General features: G+C 51.1%; 18 protein-coding genes. 13 read left to right on the forward strand and 5 right to left on the reverse strand.

Annotation, left to right across the window (positions count from 1 at the left end; translation table 11 throughout):
- Positions 1-106: 106 nt before the first annotated feature.
- The 5 genes from ACF8PK_RS02960 to ACF8PK_RS02980 all read right to left on the reverse strand — a co-directional run bounded on the left by ACF8PK_RS02960 (position 107) and on the right by ACF8PK_RS02980 (position 6,161).
- Positions 107-1,114 carry a substrate-binding domain-containing protein gene (locus ACF8PK_RS02960; RefSeq protein ID WP_004724699.1) on the reverse strand — a complete coding sequence of 336 codons (1,008 nt, stop codon included), beginning with the start codon at positions 1,112-1,114 and terminating at the stop codon, positions 107-109.
- 48 nt (positions 1,115-1,162) lie between these two features.
- A complete protein-coding gene (locus ACF8PK_RS02965) occupies positions 1,163-1,891 on the reverse strand; it encodes a 3'-5' exonuclease (RefSeq protein ID WP_232281680.1) in 729 nt (242 codons plus the stop codon).
- 1 nt (position 1,892) lies between these two features.
- Positions 1,893-3,755 (reverse strand): DUF294 nucleotidyltransferase-like domain-containing protein, encoded by a 1,863-nt coding sequence (locus tag ACF8PK_RS02970; RefSeq protein WP_392440011.1) that lies wholly within the window; start codon positions 3,753-3,755, stop codon positions 1,893-1,895.
- Positions 3,756-3,854: 99 nt separating this feature from the next.
- Positions 3,855-5,486, reverse strand: a complete 1,632-nt coding sequence (locus tag ACF8PK_RS02975; RefSeq protein ID WP_004724693.1) for a sodium/sugar symporter — start codon at positions 5,484-5,486, stop codon at positions 3,855-3,857.
- A 324-nt stretch (positions 5,487-5,810) separates the two neighbouring features.
- On the reverse strand, positions 5,811-6,161 hold the full coding sequence (locus ACF8PK_RS02980) for a DUF2956 domain-containing protein (RefSeq protein ID WP_004724690.1): 351 nt from the start codon (positions 6,159-6,161) through the stop codon (positions 5,811-5,813).
- A gap of 130 nt (positions 6,162-6,291) precedes the next feature.
- On the opposite strand from ACF8PK_RS02980, the gene ACF8PK_RS02985 reads away from it, so the two are divergent.
- The 13 genes from ACF8PK_RS02985 to fliE all read left to right on the forward strand — a co-directional run bounded on the left by ACF8PK_RS02985 (position 6,292) and on the right by fliE (position 19,714).
- The gene (locus ACF8PK_RS02985) at positions 6,292-6,756 is read left to right on the forward strand and encodes a DUF2919 domain-containing protein (protein ID WP_014204616.1); all 465 of its coding nucleotides are present in this window, start codon (positions 6,292-6,294) and stop codon (positions 6,754-6,756) included.
- 87 nt (positions 6,757-6,843) lie between these two features.
- Positions 6,844-7,749 (forward strand): Dyp-type peroxidase, encoded by a 906-nt coding sequence (locus ACF8PK_RS02990; protein ID WP_004724686.1) that lies wholly within the window; start codon positions 6,844-6,846, stop codon positions 7,747-7,749.
- A 118-nt stretch (positions 7,750-7,867) separates the two neighbouring features.
- On the forward strand, positions 7,868-9,004 hold the full coding sequence (locus tag ACF8PK_RS02995) for a flagellin (protein WP_392440014.1): 1,137 nt from the start codon (positions 7,868-7,870) through the stop codon (positions 9,002-9,004).
- Positions 9,005-9,244: 240 nt separating this feature from the next.
- A complete protein-coding gene (locus ACF8PK_RS03000; RefSeq protein WP_004724681.1) occupies positions 9,245-10,378 on the forward strand; it encodes a flagellin in 1,134 nt (377 codons plus the stop codon).
- Positions 10,379-10,608: 230 nt separating this feature from the next.
- Entirely contained in the window at positions 10,609-11,739 is a 1,131-nt protein-coding gene (locus tag ACF8PK_RS03005) for a flagellin (RefSeq protein ID WP_004724680.1), read from the forward strand.
- Positions 11,740-11,815: 76 nt separating this feature from the next.
- Positions 11,816-12,277 (forward strand): flagellar protein FlaG, encoded by a 462-nt coding sequence (gene flaG / locus ACF8PK_RS03010; RefSeq protein ID WP_004724678.1) that lies wholly within the window; start codon positions 11,816-11,818, stop codon positions 12,275-12,277.
- Positions 12,278-12,299: 22 nt separating this feature from the next.
- Complete coding sequence (gene fliD, locus ACF8PK_RS03015; RefSeq protein ID WP_392440017.1) at positions 12,300-14,303, forward strand: flagellar filament capping protein FliD; 2,004 nt, start codon at positions 12,300-12,302, stop codon at positions 14,301-14,303.
- A gap of 1 nt (position 14,304) precedes the next feature.
- Positions 14,305-14,610, forward strand: a complete 306-nt coding sequence (locus ACF8PK_RS03020) for a flagellar protein FliT (RefSeq protein WP_014204621.1) — start codon at positions 14,305-14,307, stop codon at positions 14,608-14,610.
- An 11-nt stretch (positions 14,611-14,621) separates the two neighbouring features.
- Positions 14,622-15,032, forward strand: coding sequence for a flagellar export chaperone FliS (fliS, locus tag ACF8PK_RS03025; protein ID WP_004724672.1), 411 nt, complete (start codon positions 14,622-14,624; stop codon positions 15,030-15,032).
- 228 nt (positions 15,033-15,260) lie between these two features.
- Entirely contained in the window at positions 15,261-16,727 is a 1,467-nt protein-coding gene (locus ACF8PK_RS03030) for a sigma-54 dependent transcriptional regulator (RefSeq protein WP_041942500.1), read from the forward strand.
- Positions 16,728-16,853: 126 nt separating this feature from the next.
- Positions 16,854-17,906 (forward strand): PAS domain-containing sensor histidine kinase, encoded by a 1,053-nt coding sequence (locus tag ACF8PK_RS03035; protein WP_004724669.1) that lies wholly within the window; start codon positions 16,854-16,856, stop codon positions 17,904-17,906.
- 2 nt (positions 17,907-17,908) lie between these two features.
- Complete coding sequence (locus tag ACF8PK_RS03040) at positions 17,909-19,315, forward strand: sigma-54 dependent transcriptional regulator (RefSeq protein WP_038150805.1); 1,407 nt, start codon at positions 17,909-17,911, stop codon at positions 19,313-19,315.
- 87 nt (positions 19,316-19,402) lie between these two features.
- Positions 19,403-19,714 (forward strand): flagellar hook-basal body complex protein FliE, encoded by a 312-nt coding sequence (gene fliE / locus ACF8PK_RS03045; RefSeq protein ID WP_038150871.1) that lies wholly within the window; start codon positions 19,403-19,405, stop codon positions 19,712-19,714.
- Positions 19,715-19,722 lie beyond the last annotated feature (8 nt).

The raw sequence follows: 19,722 nt of genomic DNA on the forward strand, positions 1-19,722 counted from the left end.
CGGACGATAGTCAAAGGCAATGACAAAAGGCTTACCGCGCGGTAAGCCTTTTTTGTGTTCGCTTTGTTTTCTCGTCACGCCGCCATGGCGGTGCGGGTGGGGCGCGTCAGTCGTTGAGTGACTTCACCGAATCGCGTTTCACCATGGTCGGTGAATAACGTTTCGGGCTGCCGTCATTTAAGGTGTCATCTTTTGACAAGTCCAGCGCCAGCTGCGCGGCGGTTTCGGCCATCATCTGAATGGGGTAACGGACGGTTGTCAGATGAGGTTTCACGTAGCGAGCAATCAAGCCGTCATCAAAACCGATGATCGAGATTTGCCCCGGTGATTCAATGCCATTCTCTTCCATCACCGACAGCGCGCCCGCGGCCATGTTGTCGTTGTAGGCCACAATCGCGGTGATGTCGATGCCTTTGGTGAGTAGCGACAACATCGCTTGCTCGCCGCCTTCACTGCTGGGTTCGCCATACGCAATGTAGGTGTCAGGCAATGTAATGTGATGGGCTTCGAGCGCATCTTGATAGCCCGTTTCACGTTCAACGGCATCGGCAATCGCGTGGTTGGAAACAATGCAGGCGATTTTTTTGTGCCCTTGACGAATCAGGTACTCCGTCGCCATGAATGCGCCTTTGTGATTGTCGAGCGAAATACAGCGATCTTCCAGCCCCGGAATATGGCGGTTGATCACCACCATGCTTTTGGCCTCTTTGGAAAACGCGATCAGCTCTTCATCGGACAACGCTTTGGCGTGAATCACCAGCGCGTCACAGCGGTTGTTGATCAGCAATTCAATCGAGCGGCGTTCATCTTCTTCATTGTGGTAACCATTGCCGACCAACAGGTGCTTGCCATTGTGGCGCGCTACGGTATCGACGGCTTTGACGAGGGTGCCAAAAAATGGGTCGGAAACATCGGACACCAACACGCCCATGGTGTTGGTGCTTTGGCTAACCAGCGCACGCGCCGCGGCATTCGGGCGATAGCCCAGAGCTTGCATCGCTTGCGTGACCGCATGAATCGATGCTTGACTGGCTTTGGGCGATTTATTGATGACGCGAGACACAGTGGCCACGGAGACACCTGCGGACTTGGCGACATCTTTAATAGTTGTCATGGGGTTAACCTTTTCAATTCTGTTTGCCGTTCGGCGGTTATGTGTTTGTTACACAGAGGCTTTCATCAGCAATTCTAACGGAACATACGCTTTGGCAAATAGCCTATTTTGCTGTGCGAGGTAAAGTTCGGCCGTGGCAATGGCATCCGACAACGCGTGGTGCGCTTGATACGCCGGCAAGTGATAGCGTTTTCGCACGGTACTCAGGCGCCAATCGTTGGCATTCGAATGGGGCATGTTGTAGGGGGCGTACTGTGCGTATGCCTGTTCTATTTTCAACGTATCCAGCCACACGATGGGTAAATCGGGCCATCCGTGTTGCTGCATAAAATGGTGAATGAATTGCCGTTCGACAACACTACCATGTGCCAATAATACTTTGCCTTTCAATTGGGTAAATAGTAACTCAATTGCCTGTGCCAAGGGTATGCCTTGCCGCTGCATTTGCGGCATTATGTGGTGTAGCACCACTTGTTGTGGGTCATTTTGGCCCGATGGCGTGATTAAAAAATAGCGCGCCTCGGCTAAACGGATCACCTGATTCACGATCGGTACCCAGCCGATGCTGACGATGTGGTCGTGTTCGGCATCCAGCCCGGACGTTTCGATATCCAAACTCAATAACGGTTGTTGGCGAACATCAAAATCAGCTTGCGGCAGCGGTGTTTCCAAGATGGCCTGCACGAACGCTGGCAGAGGCAGGTGGTGTTCGCGCATCTGCAAGCGGTGTTGCTCTAGTTTTCTCAGTGGGGATAACCGACCTAGCTTATGTAACATACTATTGACCAAACTTAATGCGAAGTGCCTCTTGTAATCCGGAGACAATGCGAAATGCATCTTTGAGGTGCTGCCGTTCAAAACTACCAAAGCGCGTCGGTTGCAGTAGGTTATCAATCGGTTTGCCCTGTTGCAGCGCTTCCACTTGGTGCTTGTTTCGTAATCCGGTCACAAAGTGATAAATCCCCAAACAATCGAGATACGACGAATGACTCATCAGCCCTTTTTGTTCGATAAACAGCAAACGCGAGAGCGTCTCTTGCATCGCTCCGCCTTCACTGAGTGTGTAGATGCGCGCCATGTCCACCAAACTGCTTAACGCTGCGTGTTTAATGTCGAGTGTTTTCTCTCCGCTGTCGCCATCTTTTTTCAACACCAGATTATTGAAAATACCCAGCGGCGGACGCGTGCGCAGGGCGTTGGTCACCAGCGCGGCAATCAATTTCGGATTGTGGGTGATTTGCTGCAATCGCACGTCATTGAGCGTATCAAACAGGGATTTATTGCCTGCGATATAGCGAATTTCGATGAAGACATTCAGGTTGAGCAGGTGTTCGTATTCCGGCGCGCGTGCCCACTTGCGGTAGTATTCCACCCACACGTGTAGCGGTTGGCACCATCGCCGCGTCGCCGCCATAAAACGGCCGCTGCACAGCGCATAGCCGCATTGATCCAAGCCTTTGCACAGATACATCGCGAGGTGGCTGAAATAAACTTTGTCTGATTCGGTGGCGCCATCGTCAAGAATCAATGCGTTGTCTTGATCGGAGCCCAAATGCACTTCGTTGCGCGCGTGAGAACCAGCGGCAATCCAGCAATACTCGCAAGGCGCCGCGCCGAGATGCTGTTCCGCCAGCGCCAACAAGCGGCAGGTAAATGCATCGTAAATCAATGACATCACTTTGCCGATCACATCGCTAGAGACGCCGTTTTCAACCAACACACTGAAGATGGCGTTGCGCTCTGCCGCGAGTGCGACCAGCGCGGGCAACGAAGGTGCTTGGCTTATCTTTTCACTCAGGAAGATGGCTTGAATGCTGTTTTGTTGAATCAGTTGCTGCGGCGTAATGATGCCTTGCAGAGTGAAGTTGTCATCGACAATGGGCACGTTTTGAATGTGATGCTGGATCATGATTTCGGAGGCTTTCATCACCAAGTCATCGACCGACACCGTGTGTAATTGATGCGTCATGATGGTGGCGATGGGCTGCTGTACATCCAGCCCGTGCGCAATCACACGTTTGGTCATGTCTTTGTCGGTGACCAAGCCGATTAAACGCTGCTGCTGATCGACGATGGCTGCACACGAGCTGTTGGGCTCGCGGCTCATTTTATCGGCCGCTTGCTGAATGGGAGTGTCGGGTGTGACCATCACCAGATTTTGGCTGGCAAGCTTGCGTACCGGTTGAAGAAAAATGCTCTCCGTTTGCGCGGGATGCGGCAAACTGACGGAGTGAATCAGGCGTGTTGAAATGTTGGGGGCGAGCTGCGCAATGACGTCTGGGTACGGGTCCACCAACGTCAGCAAAGTGGGGTAATCGATGCGGTAGAGCAGCGAATTCTCAATCGCCACCACTTGGTAATCGAGCGCGGCACCATCGTGTTGACTGAACCCAAAAATATCATCAGCCCCAAGGCGCGAACGCAAGGAGCCGTCGTGGTAACGCTGTTCAATGACGCCGGTGCGAACGATGTATAAGAAATGTTGTGGCGGCGCAGTCAGGGGCTCGAGGTGTTGGTGCTGGCCGAGGTAGAGGATTTCGATGGATCCGGCGATGGCATTTAACGTGTCTGCGTTGAGTTGATCAAACGGCGACATGGTTTGAAGGAAGGAGACGATGTTGGGAAGTAACTCTTGATGCATGTTGAACCCGCTCGTGATTTGTGGAGAACAAAGTGATCAAGCCCTGCCAACATGACAGGGCTTGGAGCGAAGACCTCAGGGCGCAGCGGCCCGAGCTCGTTACCAGAACACAGTATACAACGCTGCCAATGCAATCATGATGGCGTACGCGGCAATATTGAAGTTCTTGCCAGTCGCGAACATGGCGGAAGTCAGCGTAATGGCTTTTGGATCATCGTCATTGACCGATGTGCTCAGGCTGGTAAAGGCGATGATGACCATCGTAAACAGCAAGGTGTAGAGCATCTGATCCATGAACGGCATGTTCAGTGGCATGAATTTCAGGAACAGCGCAAACGGAATCGACAGAACCACACCGGTGATGGCGCCTTTGCTGGTGGTTTTTTTCCAGAACAGACCCAGCAAGAAGACCGCCAAGATACCTGGGCTCACGAGGCCAGTGTACTCTTGAATGTATTGGAATGCCTGACCAATGCCACCCAGCATTGGGGCAATCAAACATGCCACAACCAAGGCCACAATCGCGGTGATTCGACCCACGTTCACCAGTTTGTGATCGCCGGTTTGTGGTGCGATGTACGCTTTGTAGATGTCCATGGTGAAGATGGTGGCGGTGGAGTTCAGCATCGATGCCAGTGATGACACGATTGCGGCAGCCAAGGCGGCAAATACCACACCTTTAATCCCTACCGGCAGGAACTGTGTCAGCCATGGGTACGCTTTGTCGGCGTGCGCAGCGTTTGGCATGTTTTGTGTCGCTAAGTCGCCCATGCTCGCCATCAATTCTGGAGAGCTGGTGATCACGTACGCAGCAATCCCCGGAATGACCACCAAAAATGGCACGATCAGTTTGAGGAACGCGGCAAACAAAATCCCTTTTTGTGCTTCAGGAACCGATTTCGCGGCTAGTGTGCGTTGAATGATGTATTGGTTGAAGCCCCAGTAGTACAGGTTTGCCACCCACAGACCACCAATCAGCACCGCGATGCCCGGCAGGTTCATGTATTGTGGGTTGCTTTGATCCAAAATCATTTCAAAGTGTTCTGGCGCAGCCTCAACCATGGTGGATAGGCCACTGAACCAACCGTTGTCGCCACCAATGAAGCCCACTGCCATGTATGTGGTTAACAGGCCACCCAGGACAAGGAAGAACACTTGAATGACGTCGGTCCATACCACCGCAGACAGGCCGCCGTAGATGGAGTAAACCAGTGCAAATAGCGCCAAACCAATGATGGCGTACATCAATGGAATACCGAGAATGGTTTCTAGCGCCAGACCACCCAGATAAAGCACGGATGTCAGGTTCACGAAGACGTAGAGTGCAATCCAGAACACGGCCAGAATGGTTTTTAGATTTTTATTAAACCGTTGTTCAACAAATTCGGGAATGGTGTAGATGCCTTTCTCAATGAAGATCGGCAGAAAGTATTTACCGACAATGATCAATGTCAGGGCCGCCATCCATTCGTAGGACGCAATCGCCAAGCCAATCGAGTAGCCCGAACCTGACATCCCGATGAACTGCTCAGCAGAAATGTTGGCAGCAATCAGTGAGGCACCCACGGCCCACCAAGGCAGGGATTTACCTGCAAGGAAATAATCTTCGGTGCTTTTCTTGACGCCTTTCTTATCGCGCGAGACCCACAGCCCAACCGCAATGATAATCGCAACGTAAGCAACAAACACCATGATGTCTATAAAGCTCAGACCATTTTGAATGTGAGACATGTTTTGTTCCTAAAGTTAGTTTCCGTGATGGGCGTTAATGTAAACGTTTCCACATTTAATCGGTGCTAACTTTGTCACACTTTGCCAAATGAATTTACTAAAAATCATTTGTTTCGAGTTGTTTTTGCTTAGTTATTCAACGTATCTATTGAATTTTGGCGAGTTAATTACCCAATTCATATCATGGGGTAATGAGTCAGGATGGGAAGAAAGTAATGGATAGTGTGGAATCGTTTACAATTTTAACGTGGAATACACAGCCTGCTATCAAGCTGCATATTCACGCGTCAACTGAACTATATTGCGGGGATGATACGGCGGCGGTTATGCGGCGTTTTGCATCCAAACCAGAATGAACCCGAGCCAGCTGGCGGCCAGTAGCGCCCATGGCAGCCATGACCGAGTGGCGGTGGGGGTGGTTTCGGTGTCAAACGACGGGTCAACGTCGCCCGCATCAGCTGTGACAGACGGTTTGCTGCGAATCGCTTTTTTACGTGCGCGGTCTGCTTGACGGCTTTTTTCTTTTTGCTGCTTTTTATAGAGCGCAATGCCTTTTTCGATGCCCTGCGCGATCAGCTTGGTTTGTTCTTTGGTTTGTCCGGGTTTCTGTGTTGCTTTCGCCACTTTCATCGCTTCTTGTTGCGTTTGTGGGGATGGAACAATTTTATTGGTCATCGTGAGTGTCCCTTGTGTTTTGGTTAGAGTATCACGACGCTTGATTGTCACCAAAAACTGACCTTGAGATATAGCTATTTGAAATCATTGCGCTAAAGTGAAGGGCAATCACCACCAACGATGAAACAACGTGCGTTACGCGATAGAACAATATGATACCCATGGCTTTCTGAAAGCCCCGATTTGGTTGTGGCTGGGATGGCTGTTTTTGGCTCGGGCTTGGATTGTGTTTGTCGTGGCGGGTGTCAGCCGCGACAGCGGATCGCAGATCCTAAGCTTTGTCTATCCGGGCAACACGGCGCTCTATCTCGGCTTGGCCGCGGGCGTGCCAAGCATCGCCTTGATGTGGCTTATCAGTTTGCGCCATCCGGAGCGACGCTGGGTCAATGCGCTGTGCCATGTCGGACGCTGGGTGACACTGCTGACCGCGGTCGCGCAGTTTCTTCAGACGGGCTATCATGTCTACTTACAACACGGTGCCTTCCACTGGACAAATGCACTTACTTTGTTGATTCTACTCTGGTTAATTTTATACGTTTATCGTAGTCGCAGCGTGCGTGACTGTTTTTTATCGCCGTTGATGGCCAAGCCATGATCAGTATCAACACAGACTATGAATTTGAAGCATACCCTTTGACCGTATTGGGTACACACTGAGCAAAAAAGAAAAAGTGAGGACAACATGTCAACGCCACAGTCGGCTATTTTGCCAGAAGCGGAGCCATTTGCTCTGTACAGCATATTAAAAATCAAACACAACCACGCGCAGGTACTTGCTCAGCTGCAAGCCTTACCTGCCTTGGTGGACGAAGTGAATGCCAATCAACCGGGCGCAGAGCTGACGCTCTCCATTGCCTTTACCAAAGCCTTTTGGCAGCGTTTTGAAGCGCCGATGCCAGAAGAGTTGATTGACTTTCCAGTGTTGGGCGAAGGCAGCACCATGGCGCCAAGCACGGATGTCGATGTACTGATCCACTGCCACGCAAAACGCCACGACTTACTGTTTTACGTGATGCGTAAATGTTTAACCGACATTGCCGAAGATGTTGATGTGGTCGATGAAACTTACGGTTTCCGCTACCTGGATGCTCGTGACATGACGGGTTTCATTGATGGCACGGAGAACCCGAAAGACGAAAAACGTCGCGAAGTGGCGGTGGTGGCGGATGGCGAATTCGCCGGTGGCAGCTACGTGATGGTGCAGCGTTTTGTGCACAATTTGCCTGCATGGAACCGCCTCAATCTGTCGGCTCAAGAAAAAGTGATTGGCCGTACTAAACCGGATTCGATTGAACTCGATAATGTACCTGCTGCGTCTCACGTGGGCCGCGTGGACATTAAAGAAGAAGGCAAAGGCCTGAAGATCGTGCGTCACAGCTTGCCGTATGGCACCGCCAGTGGCGACCATGGCCTGCTGTTTATTGCTTACTGCCACACGCTGCACAACATCAAAACCATGATGGAAAGCATGTACGGTGTGACCGATGGTAAAGTTGACCAACTCTTGCGCTTTACGCAAGCGGTGACTGGGGCGTATTTCTTTGCGCCATCGCAAGAGATGCTGCAGGCGCTCAGCCTGAAAGCCTAAATCCCGTGTCGAATCAAACAGCCAGGCGTTCTGCCTGGCTTTTTTGTGCTAAAGATTTCCCCGCTTCAGTCGATAGTCATACAGGTAAAGCATTCAATCCAAGGACTCTGTCACCCGCATGGCTATCACGGTTAATACAAATGTTTCGGCGTTGGTCGCTCAACGACATTTAAACACCGCGACCGATCTGCTCAATCAATCATTAGAACGCCTCTCGTCCGGCAACAGGATCAACAGTGCGAAAGATGATGCGGCAGGGTTGCAGATTTCCAATCGCCTTGAATCCCAAATGCGCGGCTTAGATGTCGCTGTACGCAACGCCAACGATGGCATCTCCATCATGCAAACCGCTGAAGGCGCGATGCAAGAAACCACCAGTTTGCTGCAACGCATGCGCGACTTGTCGTTGCAATCGGCCAATGGCTCGAACAGCAAAGCGGAGCGCGTTGCCTTACAGGAAGAAATGGGCGCTTTGAATGATGAAATGAACCGAATCGCTGAAACGACCTCTTTTGGTGGTCGAAAATTGCTCAATGGTTCATTTGGTCAAACGTCGTTCCAAATTGGCGCGTCATCGGGGGAAGCGGTGCAGGTGTCGCTCAAGAACATGCGTTCTGATGACCTCAATATGGGCGGGTTCAGCTATGTGGCGGCTGGCGAAGCCAACAGCCATTGGCAGGTGGGCGCTGGGCGGAATCAACTTACAATATCGTTTACCAACGCGCAGGGTGAGGATGAGCAGATCCACATTCATGCCAAGCAAGGGGACGATATTGAGCAGCTTGCCACTTACATTAATGGTCAGACCGACAAAGTCTCTGCGTCGGTCAATGACAAAGGCCAATTGCAACTCTATATGGCCGGCAAAGAAACCGCAGGCACTTTGTCGTTTAGCGGCAATTTAGCCGATGAGTTGCAGATGAATTTGAAAGGGTATGAAGCCGTCGACAACCTCGACATCACCTCCGTTGGCGGCGCGCAGCGTGCCGTCTCGGTGTTGGATACGGCGCTGAAATACGTCGATAGCCATCGCGCGGAGCTGGGGGCGCTTCAGAACCGCTTTGGTCATGCCGTGAGTAACCTCGATAACGTGCATGAAAATCTCGCCGCGTCGAAAAGCCGAATCAAAGATACGGATTACGCCAAAGAAACCACACAAATGATCAAACAGCAGATTCTGCAACAAGTGGGCACTTCTATACTGGCACAGGCGAAAAATCAACCAAACGTAGCGCTGACGCTGCTTAGCAGCTAAGTGAAACTGAGTTGTATCGACGCGCACCTGAAAAGCTTTAGCGATAAAAAACACTTTTTTGCATATTTTTCTTTGTTCATCACGTTTGCCCTACCAACGGAAGTTTTTTCAAAAAAATCTTAAAAACTTCCTAAAGCTTTTTCGGGGGGCGCCGTTAAAGAAAGTAACTTTGAGAGAACTACTTGGTTTTCCGAGACGTCGGAAACCGGAAACATCGGAAAATCAATTGGAGAAATCACCATGGCAGTGAATGTAAATACCAACGTATCAGCAATGACAGCACAACGTTACTTGAACAGCGCGAGCAACGCTCAGCAAACCTCAATGGAACGTCTGTCATCTGGCTTCAAAATCAACAGCGCGAAAGATGACGCAGCGGGTCTGCAAATCTCGAACCGCCTAAACGTGCAAAGCCGTGGTCTGGACGTCGCAGTACGCAACGCAAACGACGGTATTTCAATTGCGCAAACCGCAGAAGGTGCGATGAACGAAACCACCAACATTCTGCAACGTATGCGTGACTTGTCACTGCAATCGTCTAACGGCTCGAACTCAAAAGCAGAGCGTGTGGCGATTCAAGAAGAAGTGACCGCACTGAACGATGAACTGAACCGTATCGCAGAAACCACATCATTTGGTGGTAACAAACTGCTCAACGGTACATTCCAAACCAAATCATTCCAGATTGGTGCGGACAACGGTGAAGCGGTCATGCTGTCTCTGAAAGACATGCGCAGCGACAACCGTATGATGGGTGGTTCAAGCTACCAAGCTGAAAACGCGAAAGACAAAAACTGGAGCGTTGAACAAGGTAAAAACGACCTGACCATCACACTGAACGATGACAAAGGCAACGAGCAGTCGATCAACATCAACGCGAAAGCGGGCGACGACATCGAAGAGCTGGCGACTTACATCAACGGTCAAACCGACATGGTGAAAGCGTCTGTGAACGAAAAAGGCCAACTGCAAGTGTTCGCAGGAAACAACAAAGTGTCTGGCGAAGTTTCGTTCAGCGGCGGTCTGGCCGGTGAGCTGGGCATGAAAGAAGGCAAAGAAGTGACTGTTGATAAAATCGACGTCACCAGCGTCGGTGGTGCTCAAGAGTCCGTCGCGATTGTGGATGCTGCACTGAAATACGTAGACAGCCACCGCGCAGAACTGGGTGCATTCCAGAACCGTTTCAACCACGCAATCAGCAACTTGGACAACATTAACGAAAACGTGAATGCGTCTAAGAGCCGTATCAAAGATACCGATTTCGCGAAAGAAACGACTGCACTGACCAAGTCACAAATTCTTTCTCAGGCTTCAAGTTCTGTACTTGCGCAAGCAAAACAGGCGCCACAAGCGGCATTGAGCCTGCTGGGTTAATCCCCAAGCGTCACAGAAAAATCCAGCTTCGGCTGGATTTTTTTATGCCTGCGATTATGTGTTCATCATCACGTTTTTTAAGCGATTCGAAATTATTTTAAAAAAAGCCAAATTTTTTCCTAAAGGATATGAATCTCGGGCCGTTAAAGGATACGAGAGAAATGAGGTGTGCTGACGAGAGGTGAGAGACTCGAAGGCACACTAACTATCCGCCTAAGGAGATCAACAATATGGCAATCAACGTAAGTACTAACGTTTCGGCGATGACCGCCCAGCGTTACCTGAACGGTGCAGCTGACGGTGTTCAGAAATCTATGGAACGTCTGTCTTCGGGCTACCGTATTAACAGCGCGAAAGACGACGCAGCCGGCCTGCAAATTTCAAACCGACTGACGTCACAAAGTCGCGGTCTGGACATGGCGGTACGTAACGCGAATGATGGTATCTCTATTGCACAAACCGCTGAAGGTGCAATGAATGAGAGCACCAACATTCTGCAACGTATGCGTGACTTGGCACTGCAATCGTCTAACGGCTCAAACTCACGTTCTGAGCGTGTTGCGATTCAAGAAGAAGTGTCTGCGCTAAACGACGAACTGAACCGTATCGCAGAAACAACCTCTTTCGGTGGTAACAAACTGCTGAACGGCACGTTCGGTAGCAAATCATTCCAAATCGGTGCGGATTCTGGCGAAGCAGTGAACCTAACCATGGGGAACATGCGTTCAGACAACGCAGCGATGGGCGGTAAATCTTACCGTGCTCAGGAAGGCAAAGCAGCTGACTGGACGGTTGGCGACGCGAAAGACCTAACCCTGAATTATACTGACAAACAGGGCGAAGCCCGTGAACTGACCATTACCGCGAAAAGTGGTGATGATCTGGAAGAAGTCGCGACTTACATCAACGGTCAAAGCGACGACGTGAAAGCGTCTGTCGGTGAAGACGGAAAACTGCAACTGTTCGCATCCTCACAAAAAGTGACTGGCGATGTGACCATTGGTGGTGATCTGGGTTCTGAGATCGGCTTTGGCGCGGCTCAAGAAGTGACCGTGAAAGACATCGATGTGACCAGCGTTGCCGGTTCACAAGAAGCGGTTGCCGTTCTGGACGGCGCGCTGAAATCTGTGGATAGCCAACGTGCGTCTCTGGGTGCTTTCCAGAACCGTTTTGGTCACGCGATCAGCAACTTGGATAACATCAACGAAAACGTGAACGCGTCTCGCAGCCGTATCAAAGATACCGACTACGCGCGTGAAACAACGGCGATGACCAAGTCACAGATTCTGCAGCAAGCGAGTACCTCTGTGTTGGCACAAGCGAAGCAGTCACCATCTGCAGCTCTGAGCCTGTTGGGTTAATCCCTCGGGTTGAATGAGCTTCATGGGTAGTTTTGACGTGGTATGAAACTACCTATAAGGTGGAAGGGAGATTGTTATGGAAGTACCATCCTACACATCGAACATCCAGCCTTACGGCTCGCAAAGTGGCATTAAACTTGCTTCAGAAAACGAAAGCGTGAAAAGCGCTTCTGATTCAAGGGAAGACTACCGTCCCGTGCGACGCACAGAAAAAACGTCGGAGCACGCGACTGAACAGCTGAAACGCAGCCAGAACCAAATGCTGGAAGCTGCCGTTGAACAATCTCGCGAACGGGAGCGGGTCAACGAGGAGCAACGCGCGAAAATTGTTGAGCGAATGAACGACTTCGTCAATTCGATCAACAAGGGGCTGGCGTTCAGAGTAGATGAAGAATCTGGACGCGAAGTGGTGACGATTTATGAAGCCAAAACCGGCGACATCATTCGTCAGATCCCAGAAGAGGAAATGCTTGAAGTATTGCGGCGTCTCGCCAAGGAACAGAACCATAAATCGGGCCTGTTAGTGGTGAAGGCGTAATCGTATTTTTTGAGGTGATTGGATGAGTTTAGGCCCAATGGGGATGAACACTGGCTTTGATATCAATTCAATGGTCAGCAAAATTGTGAATGCGGAGCGTGTGCCTAAGCAGCAAAGCATTGACAATAAGCGAACCGAAATTGATTCGAGCATCAGTGCCTACGGCAGACTCAGAGAGTCGCTGGATACGATGAAAAATCTGATGACGAACTTTCGTCAGGAGAAGGCTTTCGCTGCGCGCAAAGTCGATACTTCTGACGACAAGGCCGTCTCAGCGACCGCGACCACCGATGCCATTGCGGGCAAATACGCCGTCGATGTGTTGCAGCTTGCTCAGAGCCATAAGTTGGCGTCTGAGGTGTTACCGGAAGACGCTCAATTTGGGCCGGGTAAGCTGCATATTTCGCTAGGCAACAAATCCTTTCATGTCGATGTACATGCCAATTCCAAGCTGATTGATATCGTTCGCGGCATCAACGGCGAAAAAGCCAACCCAGGTGTGCGCGCCTCCGTCATCAACGACGTTGACGGCCCGCGTCTGATTGTGGCTTCCAATTTATCCGGACAAGAACATCGCATTGGTCTGCGCGCAGAAGCCCAGCCCGGTGATGCATTAAAACGTCTGGAATACAAAACGCTCGAAGACCGAGTCAACGATTTAGAAAAAGCACGCGCGGAAGCGCAGCAACTCCTTGCCCCTCTCACGCCGGAGCAGCAAAAAATTGCCGCTAAAGTGGCAGAGAAGATCGGCGATGCCGCCCGTGAGGTGGATCAATCCGTGGCGGAGCACATTGACCAGGCCGCGCAAAATGTAGCCGATGGCGAACCAAAAACCGAAGGTAGCCCGGGCGAATTACCCGATGCTGCGCTGAAAGCAGCCGCGGCGGCGGGGTCTCAGGTCAATCGATACCTTAAACCGGAAGATCGCATTCCCGGCTGGACAGAAACCGCCTCCGGCACTTTGCTCGATTCTTATTCAGAGCCGGAACCCGAACTGGATGCCAAAGCGCGCGAAAAAGCGCCAGATGTTCCCGGCTGGAACAATACGGCTTCCGGTACGCTGACCGATTCGTATGTCACGCCCAAAGAGGCACAGGCGAAGCTGGATGCACAATTGGCCAAAGAGAAAGCGGCGATTGATGTAGCGGTGAAAAGCGGCAAAATGACGCCGGAAGAGGCCAAGCAGGCTGAACGTGCGAAGATGTCGCCGCAAGAGCGCGAAGCGATTGAGAAAGCGGAAGCGGTGCAAGCCAAACTGAAAGCTGCGCAGGAATCGTTTGATACGTATCAAGGGATGACGCAAGTGCAAGCGGGGCAAGATTCACTGGTCTTGCTCGACGGTGTGGCAAAACTTTCCAGCGAGAACAACGTGATTGAAGATGCGATTGACGGCGTCGATTTGACCCTCAAAAGCAAAACCAACACCGGTGAACGCCCAGCAGAAATTGGGATTGAATACGATCGCGATGGCGTGCGTGACGACATCGAACAGTTTGTCGCGGCCTATAACCAGTTCTTCCAAATCAGCAAACAACTGAGCAGCGTGGATCCGCGCACCGGTGCCGCTGGCCCGCTGGCGGGTGACAGCATTGTGCGTAGTGCCGATTCGCGTTTGAAAGCGGTCTTTTCATCGGCGATCGAGCAAGCGCCGGACGAGATCAAAAGCCTGACTGAGTTTGGCATCACCACGACCCGTCAAGGGACGCTGGAAATCAACTATGATATGCTCAATCGCCAGCTGAATAACAACTTCACCAAGTTGGGGGATTTCTTTGGCGGCAACCGCGGCTTTGCCAAACGTGTCGAAGATGCGATTCAGAGTATGACGGGTGTGACGGGTTCGATTCGCACGCGTGAAAAAAGTTTGGGTGATCAGACACGCCGTTTATCGGACGACCAACTGGCGCTTGACCGCCGCATGGACACGTTGGAAAAACGGACCCATGCCAAATTTTCGGCCATGCAGGATGCCACCGGCAAAATGCAGTCGCAACTGGCGAGCATGATGAACGCATTGGGCCAGTAAGATGATGAATACACTTCAAGCATTGTGTGATTTGAATCACCAAATGAAAGAAAAGCTTGCAGTTGATGACATAAACAGTGAAGAAATTACCGCGCTGGTCGATAAAAGAGAACAGTTATTGCAGGAGCTTCTGACCTACGTGTCAGAGCATCCGGGCTTTGCGCGTTCCAATGAGTGGCGTGATGCCGTTCAAGATACACAACATCTTGTTGAATTGATGCAGTTAAAAACCGCCGCGATAGGCAAAACGCTTCATAAATATCGCCACGGTAATAAATCAGTTCAGCAATACAAAAAGTTTTTATAAAGAGGAAGACTATGCGTGGTTCTTTACAGGCGTACAAAAAAGTATCAGTGGATAGCCAGCTCAGTGCGGCCTCACCGCATAAAATCGTGCAAATGCTGATGGCCGGTGCTATCGAGCGTTTGATTCAGGGTAAAGCGGCCATGATGCAGGGCAACATCCCGGCGAAAGGTGAACGTCTTGGTAAGGCGTTAGATATCATTATCAGCCTACGTAGCTGCCTTTCGATGGATGATGGCGGCGATATCGCGCAAAATCTCGATCAGTTGTACGAGTTCATGATCACGCAGATCACGGCAGCAAACCATCAGAATGAACCGCAGCTATTGGACGATGTGATCGACATTATTCGCGAGATTAAGTCGGCTTGGGATCAGATCCCGGCGGAGTATCACAATTTGACCGCTTCAGAAGTGGGACTGTGAGATATTTCTGAAACTTATAACTAACATCACACCAGCTAATTGCTTGGTTGCCTTATTTTTTTAATTAAATAGAATAGAAGCCACTAACTAGCCGAGTGGCTTTTTTGTTGCTGAATTCCACAGATTGTCTATCGTTTAGTCAGGCGAATATTAAAATATCAAAGGCCTGTCGATGATTTTCAAAGGTGCAACCACAACATCCCAGAATTAAGGCAAATATTCTCACCTATGCAAGGTTTAGCAAAACTACTTGTGATCGAGGACGATCCGTCTATTCGTCTGAGTCTCAGTACCATATTAGAATTTGTAGGAGAGCAATGTGAGGTGATTGAGTCTTCTCAGTTGGATCAGATTGACTGGTCTGCTGTGTGGGCTGGATGCATTCTTGGTTCGATTCAATCTCAGGCGTTGCCTGAGTCACTATCTGAGTCTCTTTCAAAGGCCAATCACATTCCACTTTTAATGGCGAATAAGCAGCCATACTCTCTGGAAGAATTCCCGCAGTTTGTGGGTGAGTTGGATTTTCCGCTCAATTACCCGCAGCTGAGCGAAGCATTGAGACACTGCAAAGAATTCTTAGGGCGTAAAGGCATCCACGTGCTGGCAACCGCCCGCAAAAACACCTTATTTCGTAGTCTGGTCGGTCAGAGCCACGGCATTCAAGAAGTGCGTCATTTGATTGAACAAGTGTCCGGGACGGAAGCGAACGTGCTGATTCTGGGTGAATCGGGCACGGGTAAAGAAGTCGTTGCGCGCAATATTCACTATCACTCTTCTCGTCGCAATGGGCCATTTGTGCCGATCAACTGTGGCGCGATTCCGGCCGAGTTGCTGGAAAGTGAGCTGTTTGGACACGAAAAAGGCGCGTTTACGGGCGCGATCACGTCACGCAAAGGTCGGTTTGAACTGGCTGAGGGTGGCACGCTGTTTTTGGATGAAATCGGTGACATGCCGATGAGCATGCAGGTCAAACTGCTGCGAGTGCTGCAAGAGCGTTGCTTTGAACGTGTCGGTGGCAACACCACCATCAAAGCCAATGTCCGCGTGATTGCCGCGACGCACCGCCATCTGGAAACCATGATCGAAGACCAACGTTTCCGCGAAGATCTCTACTATCGCCTCAATGTGTTCCCGATTGAAATGCCAGCGCTGAAAGAGCGTAAAGAAGACATTCCGTTGTTGCTACAAGAGCTGATGACGCGCTTGGAAGCGGAAGGCGGGTTGCCGATTTGCTTTACGCCACGTTCGATTAACTCGTTGATGGAACATGATTGGCCGGGTAATGTGCGTGAATTGGCAAACCTTGTCGAGCGCATGGTGATCTTGTATCCGAACAGCTTGGTCGATGTGAACCATCTGCCAACCAAGTACCGTTACAGCGACATTCCCGAATTCCAACCCGAGCCGAGCCGTTTCAGCTCCGTTGAAGAGCAAGAACGCGACGTGCTGTCGGATATCTTCTCGGAAGAATTCAGTTTCGATCAGGAAGAAGAACTCAATGGTCGTTTGGATGCGCCGCAGTCGTTACCACCGGAAGGGGTCAATCTGAAAGAGCTGTTGGCTGACTTGGAAGTGAACCTGATTAATCAGGCGTTAGAAGCGCAAGGCGGTGTCGTCGCTCGCGCCGCAGACATGCTGGGTATGCGCCGCACGACACTGGTTGAAAAGATGCGCAAATACAATATGCAACGTTGATTTAAACCTCACAATTGGTGAGTCAATTTATTGTCATTGCGATAAGTAATTGAAAATAAATAGAAATGGCCTGGCATGTATCTTGCGTGTCAGGCTATTGTTGTATTTAAAGGCAGATTTTCGACGATGGAAGACGCAGCGCAAGAGCAGCATTCACATTTAGACTCATTAGAACATCAGGTCGAGCGCTACCAACAAGTGCTGGATGTGATGCCCGCTGGCGTGATTTTGCTAGATACGCAAGGCATTGTGCGCGAAGCCAACCCGGAAGCACGCCGTTTATTGGAAGTGCCACTGGTCGGCGAACGTTGGTACACCGTGATTCAAGCGGCATTTGCGCCGCGTGAAGACGACGGGCATGAAATCTCACTGCGTAACGGACGCAAAGTGCGTTTGGCGATTTCAGCCTCGGCGACCGGACAACTGATCTTGATTACGGACCTGACCGAAACGCGTCTGCTGCAATCGCGCATCAGCGATCTGCAACGCTTGTCATCGCTGGGTCGTATGGTGGCGTCTTTGGCGCATCAGGTGCGTACCCCGCTGTCGAGTGCGATGCTCTACGCCGCCAACTTATCGACTCCGAATCTGCCGCAGCCGACGCGCGATCGCTTTCAGACCAAATTGCTCGATCGTCTGCATGATTTGGAAAAGCAGGTCAATGACATGCTGTTGTTTGCCAAAGGTGGTGACAACAAAGTGATTAAGCCGTTCACGATCGCAGATTTGGTGACCGAATTCATGCCGATGATCGAAACGGCGGTGAAAAACAGTCACATCGATTATGGTCAAGAAGTGGAGCAGGAAGAGACGCTTTTGTTGGGCAACGTCAATGCGATTGCCTCCGCGTTGAGTAACCTCGTCATGAACGCGATCCAAATCGTTGGCAAGGGCGCGCAAATCGACGTGTTTTTCCGTCCGGTCAACGGCGAACTCAAAATTTCGGTGCAGGACAATGGCCCCGGCGTGGCGAAAGAGCTCCAACAAAAAATCATGGAGCCATTCTTTACCACCCGCTCTCAGGGCACGGGACTTGGTCTGGCCGTGGTACAAATGGTCTGTCGTGCACACGACGGCCGCCTCGAATTGATTTCTGAACCGGGGGATGGCGCATGTTTCACCATGTGTCTGCCTCTGGAACGTCAATCACCTATTTCTCAATCAGACACTGGAGAATGATGATGGCTCAAAGCAAAGTCCTGATCGTTGAAGATGACGAAGGTTTACGCGAAGCTCTAGTCGATACCTTGGCACTGGCTGGCTATGAATGGCTGGAAGCCGATTGCGCCGAAGACGCTTTGGTGAAACTGAAAACTTACCCAGTGGATATCGTGGTGTCTGATGTGCAGATGGCGGGGATGGGTGGTTTGGCGCTGCTGCGCAACATCAAACAGCATTGGCCTAATTTGCCAGTGTTGCTGATGACCGCTTACGCCAACATTGAAGATGCGGTCTCGGCGATGAAAGAGGGCGCAATTGATTACATGGCCAAGCCGTTTGCGCCAGAAGTGCTGCTGAACATGGTTAGTCGCTACGCGCCGGTGAAATCCGACGACAACGGCGATGCGGTGGTGGCGGATGAGAAAAGCCAAAAGTTACTGCTGCTGGCTGACAAAGTGGCCAAAACCGATGCCAACGTGATGGTACTGGGTCCCAGTGGTTCGGGCAAAGAGGTGATGTCTCGCTACATCCACAACGCGTCACCACGCAAAGATGGCCCGTTTGTCGCCATCAACTGTGCAGCGATTCCAGATAACATGCTCGAAGCCACGCTGTTTGGTTACGAAAAAGGCGCGTTTACTGGCGCGGTGCAAGCTTGTCCGGGCAAATTTGAACAGGCGCAGGGCGGGACGATTTTGCTCGATGAAATCAGCGAAATGGACTTAAACCTACAGGCCAAATTGCTGCGTGTGCTGCAAGAGCGCGAAGTGGAACGCCTAGGAAGCCGCAAGAGCATCAAGCTGGATGTGCGCGTGCTGGCGACCAGTAACCGCGATCTCAAAGCGTATGTGCAAGAAAATAAATTCCGCGAAGACTTATACTACCGCTTGAACGTGTTCCCCATCGCTTGGCCTGCATTGTGTGAGCGCAAAGGGGACATCGAGCCGCTGGCCAATCATCTGGTGGAACGTCACTGTAAGAAACTGGGGTTGGCGGTGCCTACCGTGTCGCCTCAAGCGATCGCCAAACTGCTGAGCTACAACTGGCCGGGCAACGTGCGTGAACTCGACAACGTGATTCAGCGCGCGCTGATTTTGAGTGAACAAGACAACATCGACCAAGAGCACATTCTGTTGGAAGGGCTTGATTGGCAGGATGCGTCAAGTTTGCAACGGGTGGTGGAAACGGGAGACGTTGCCACGCCAGAAATCAAACCGGTGGCGGACGTTGATTTTGCCAAATCCATCAACACGGGCGCGGGCCTGGGGGGGGAGCTGCGCGATCAGGAATACGCCATCATCATGGAAACCTTGGTGGAATGTCACGGCCGCCGCAAAGAAATGGCTGAAAAGCTGGGGATTAGTCCTCGCACATTGCGCTACAAACTAGCTAAAATGCGCGATGCGGGAATCGATATTCCGGGTTAACGGCAGTCGTACGGAGTGTGGCACAGTAATTGCTGCATTCATACACAGAGAATGGTTTGAGTCAAAGAATTGGCATCAGAGGTAATGATGAGACTAGACGGCATACAAAGCGAAATGCAGGCGATGATGGTGGAAGCGGCCAACAGTCGTCCGGCAGCAACAGGACAAAAAGTTGGCGCTGACTTTGGCGATATGCTCACTCAAGCCATCAATAATGTGAACGGACTGCAAAAAACTTCCAGCGATTTACAGATGCGTTTTGACCGTGGGGACGAAGGGGTTTCCCTGTCGGACGTCATGATCGCCCGCAACAAGTCGAGTGTGGCCTTTGAAGCCACGATTCAAGTGCGCAACAAGCTTGTTGAAGCGTACAAAGAACTGATGAACATGCCAGTGTAAGTGTAGGG

Source organism: Vibrio sp. CJQ_6 (assembly GCF_043106745.1).
GTDB lineage: Bacteria > Pseudomonadota > Gammaproteobacteria > Enterobacterales > Vibrionaceae > Vibrio > Vibrio furnissii.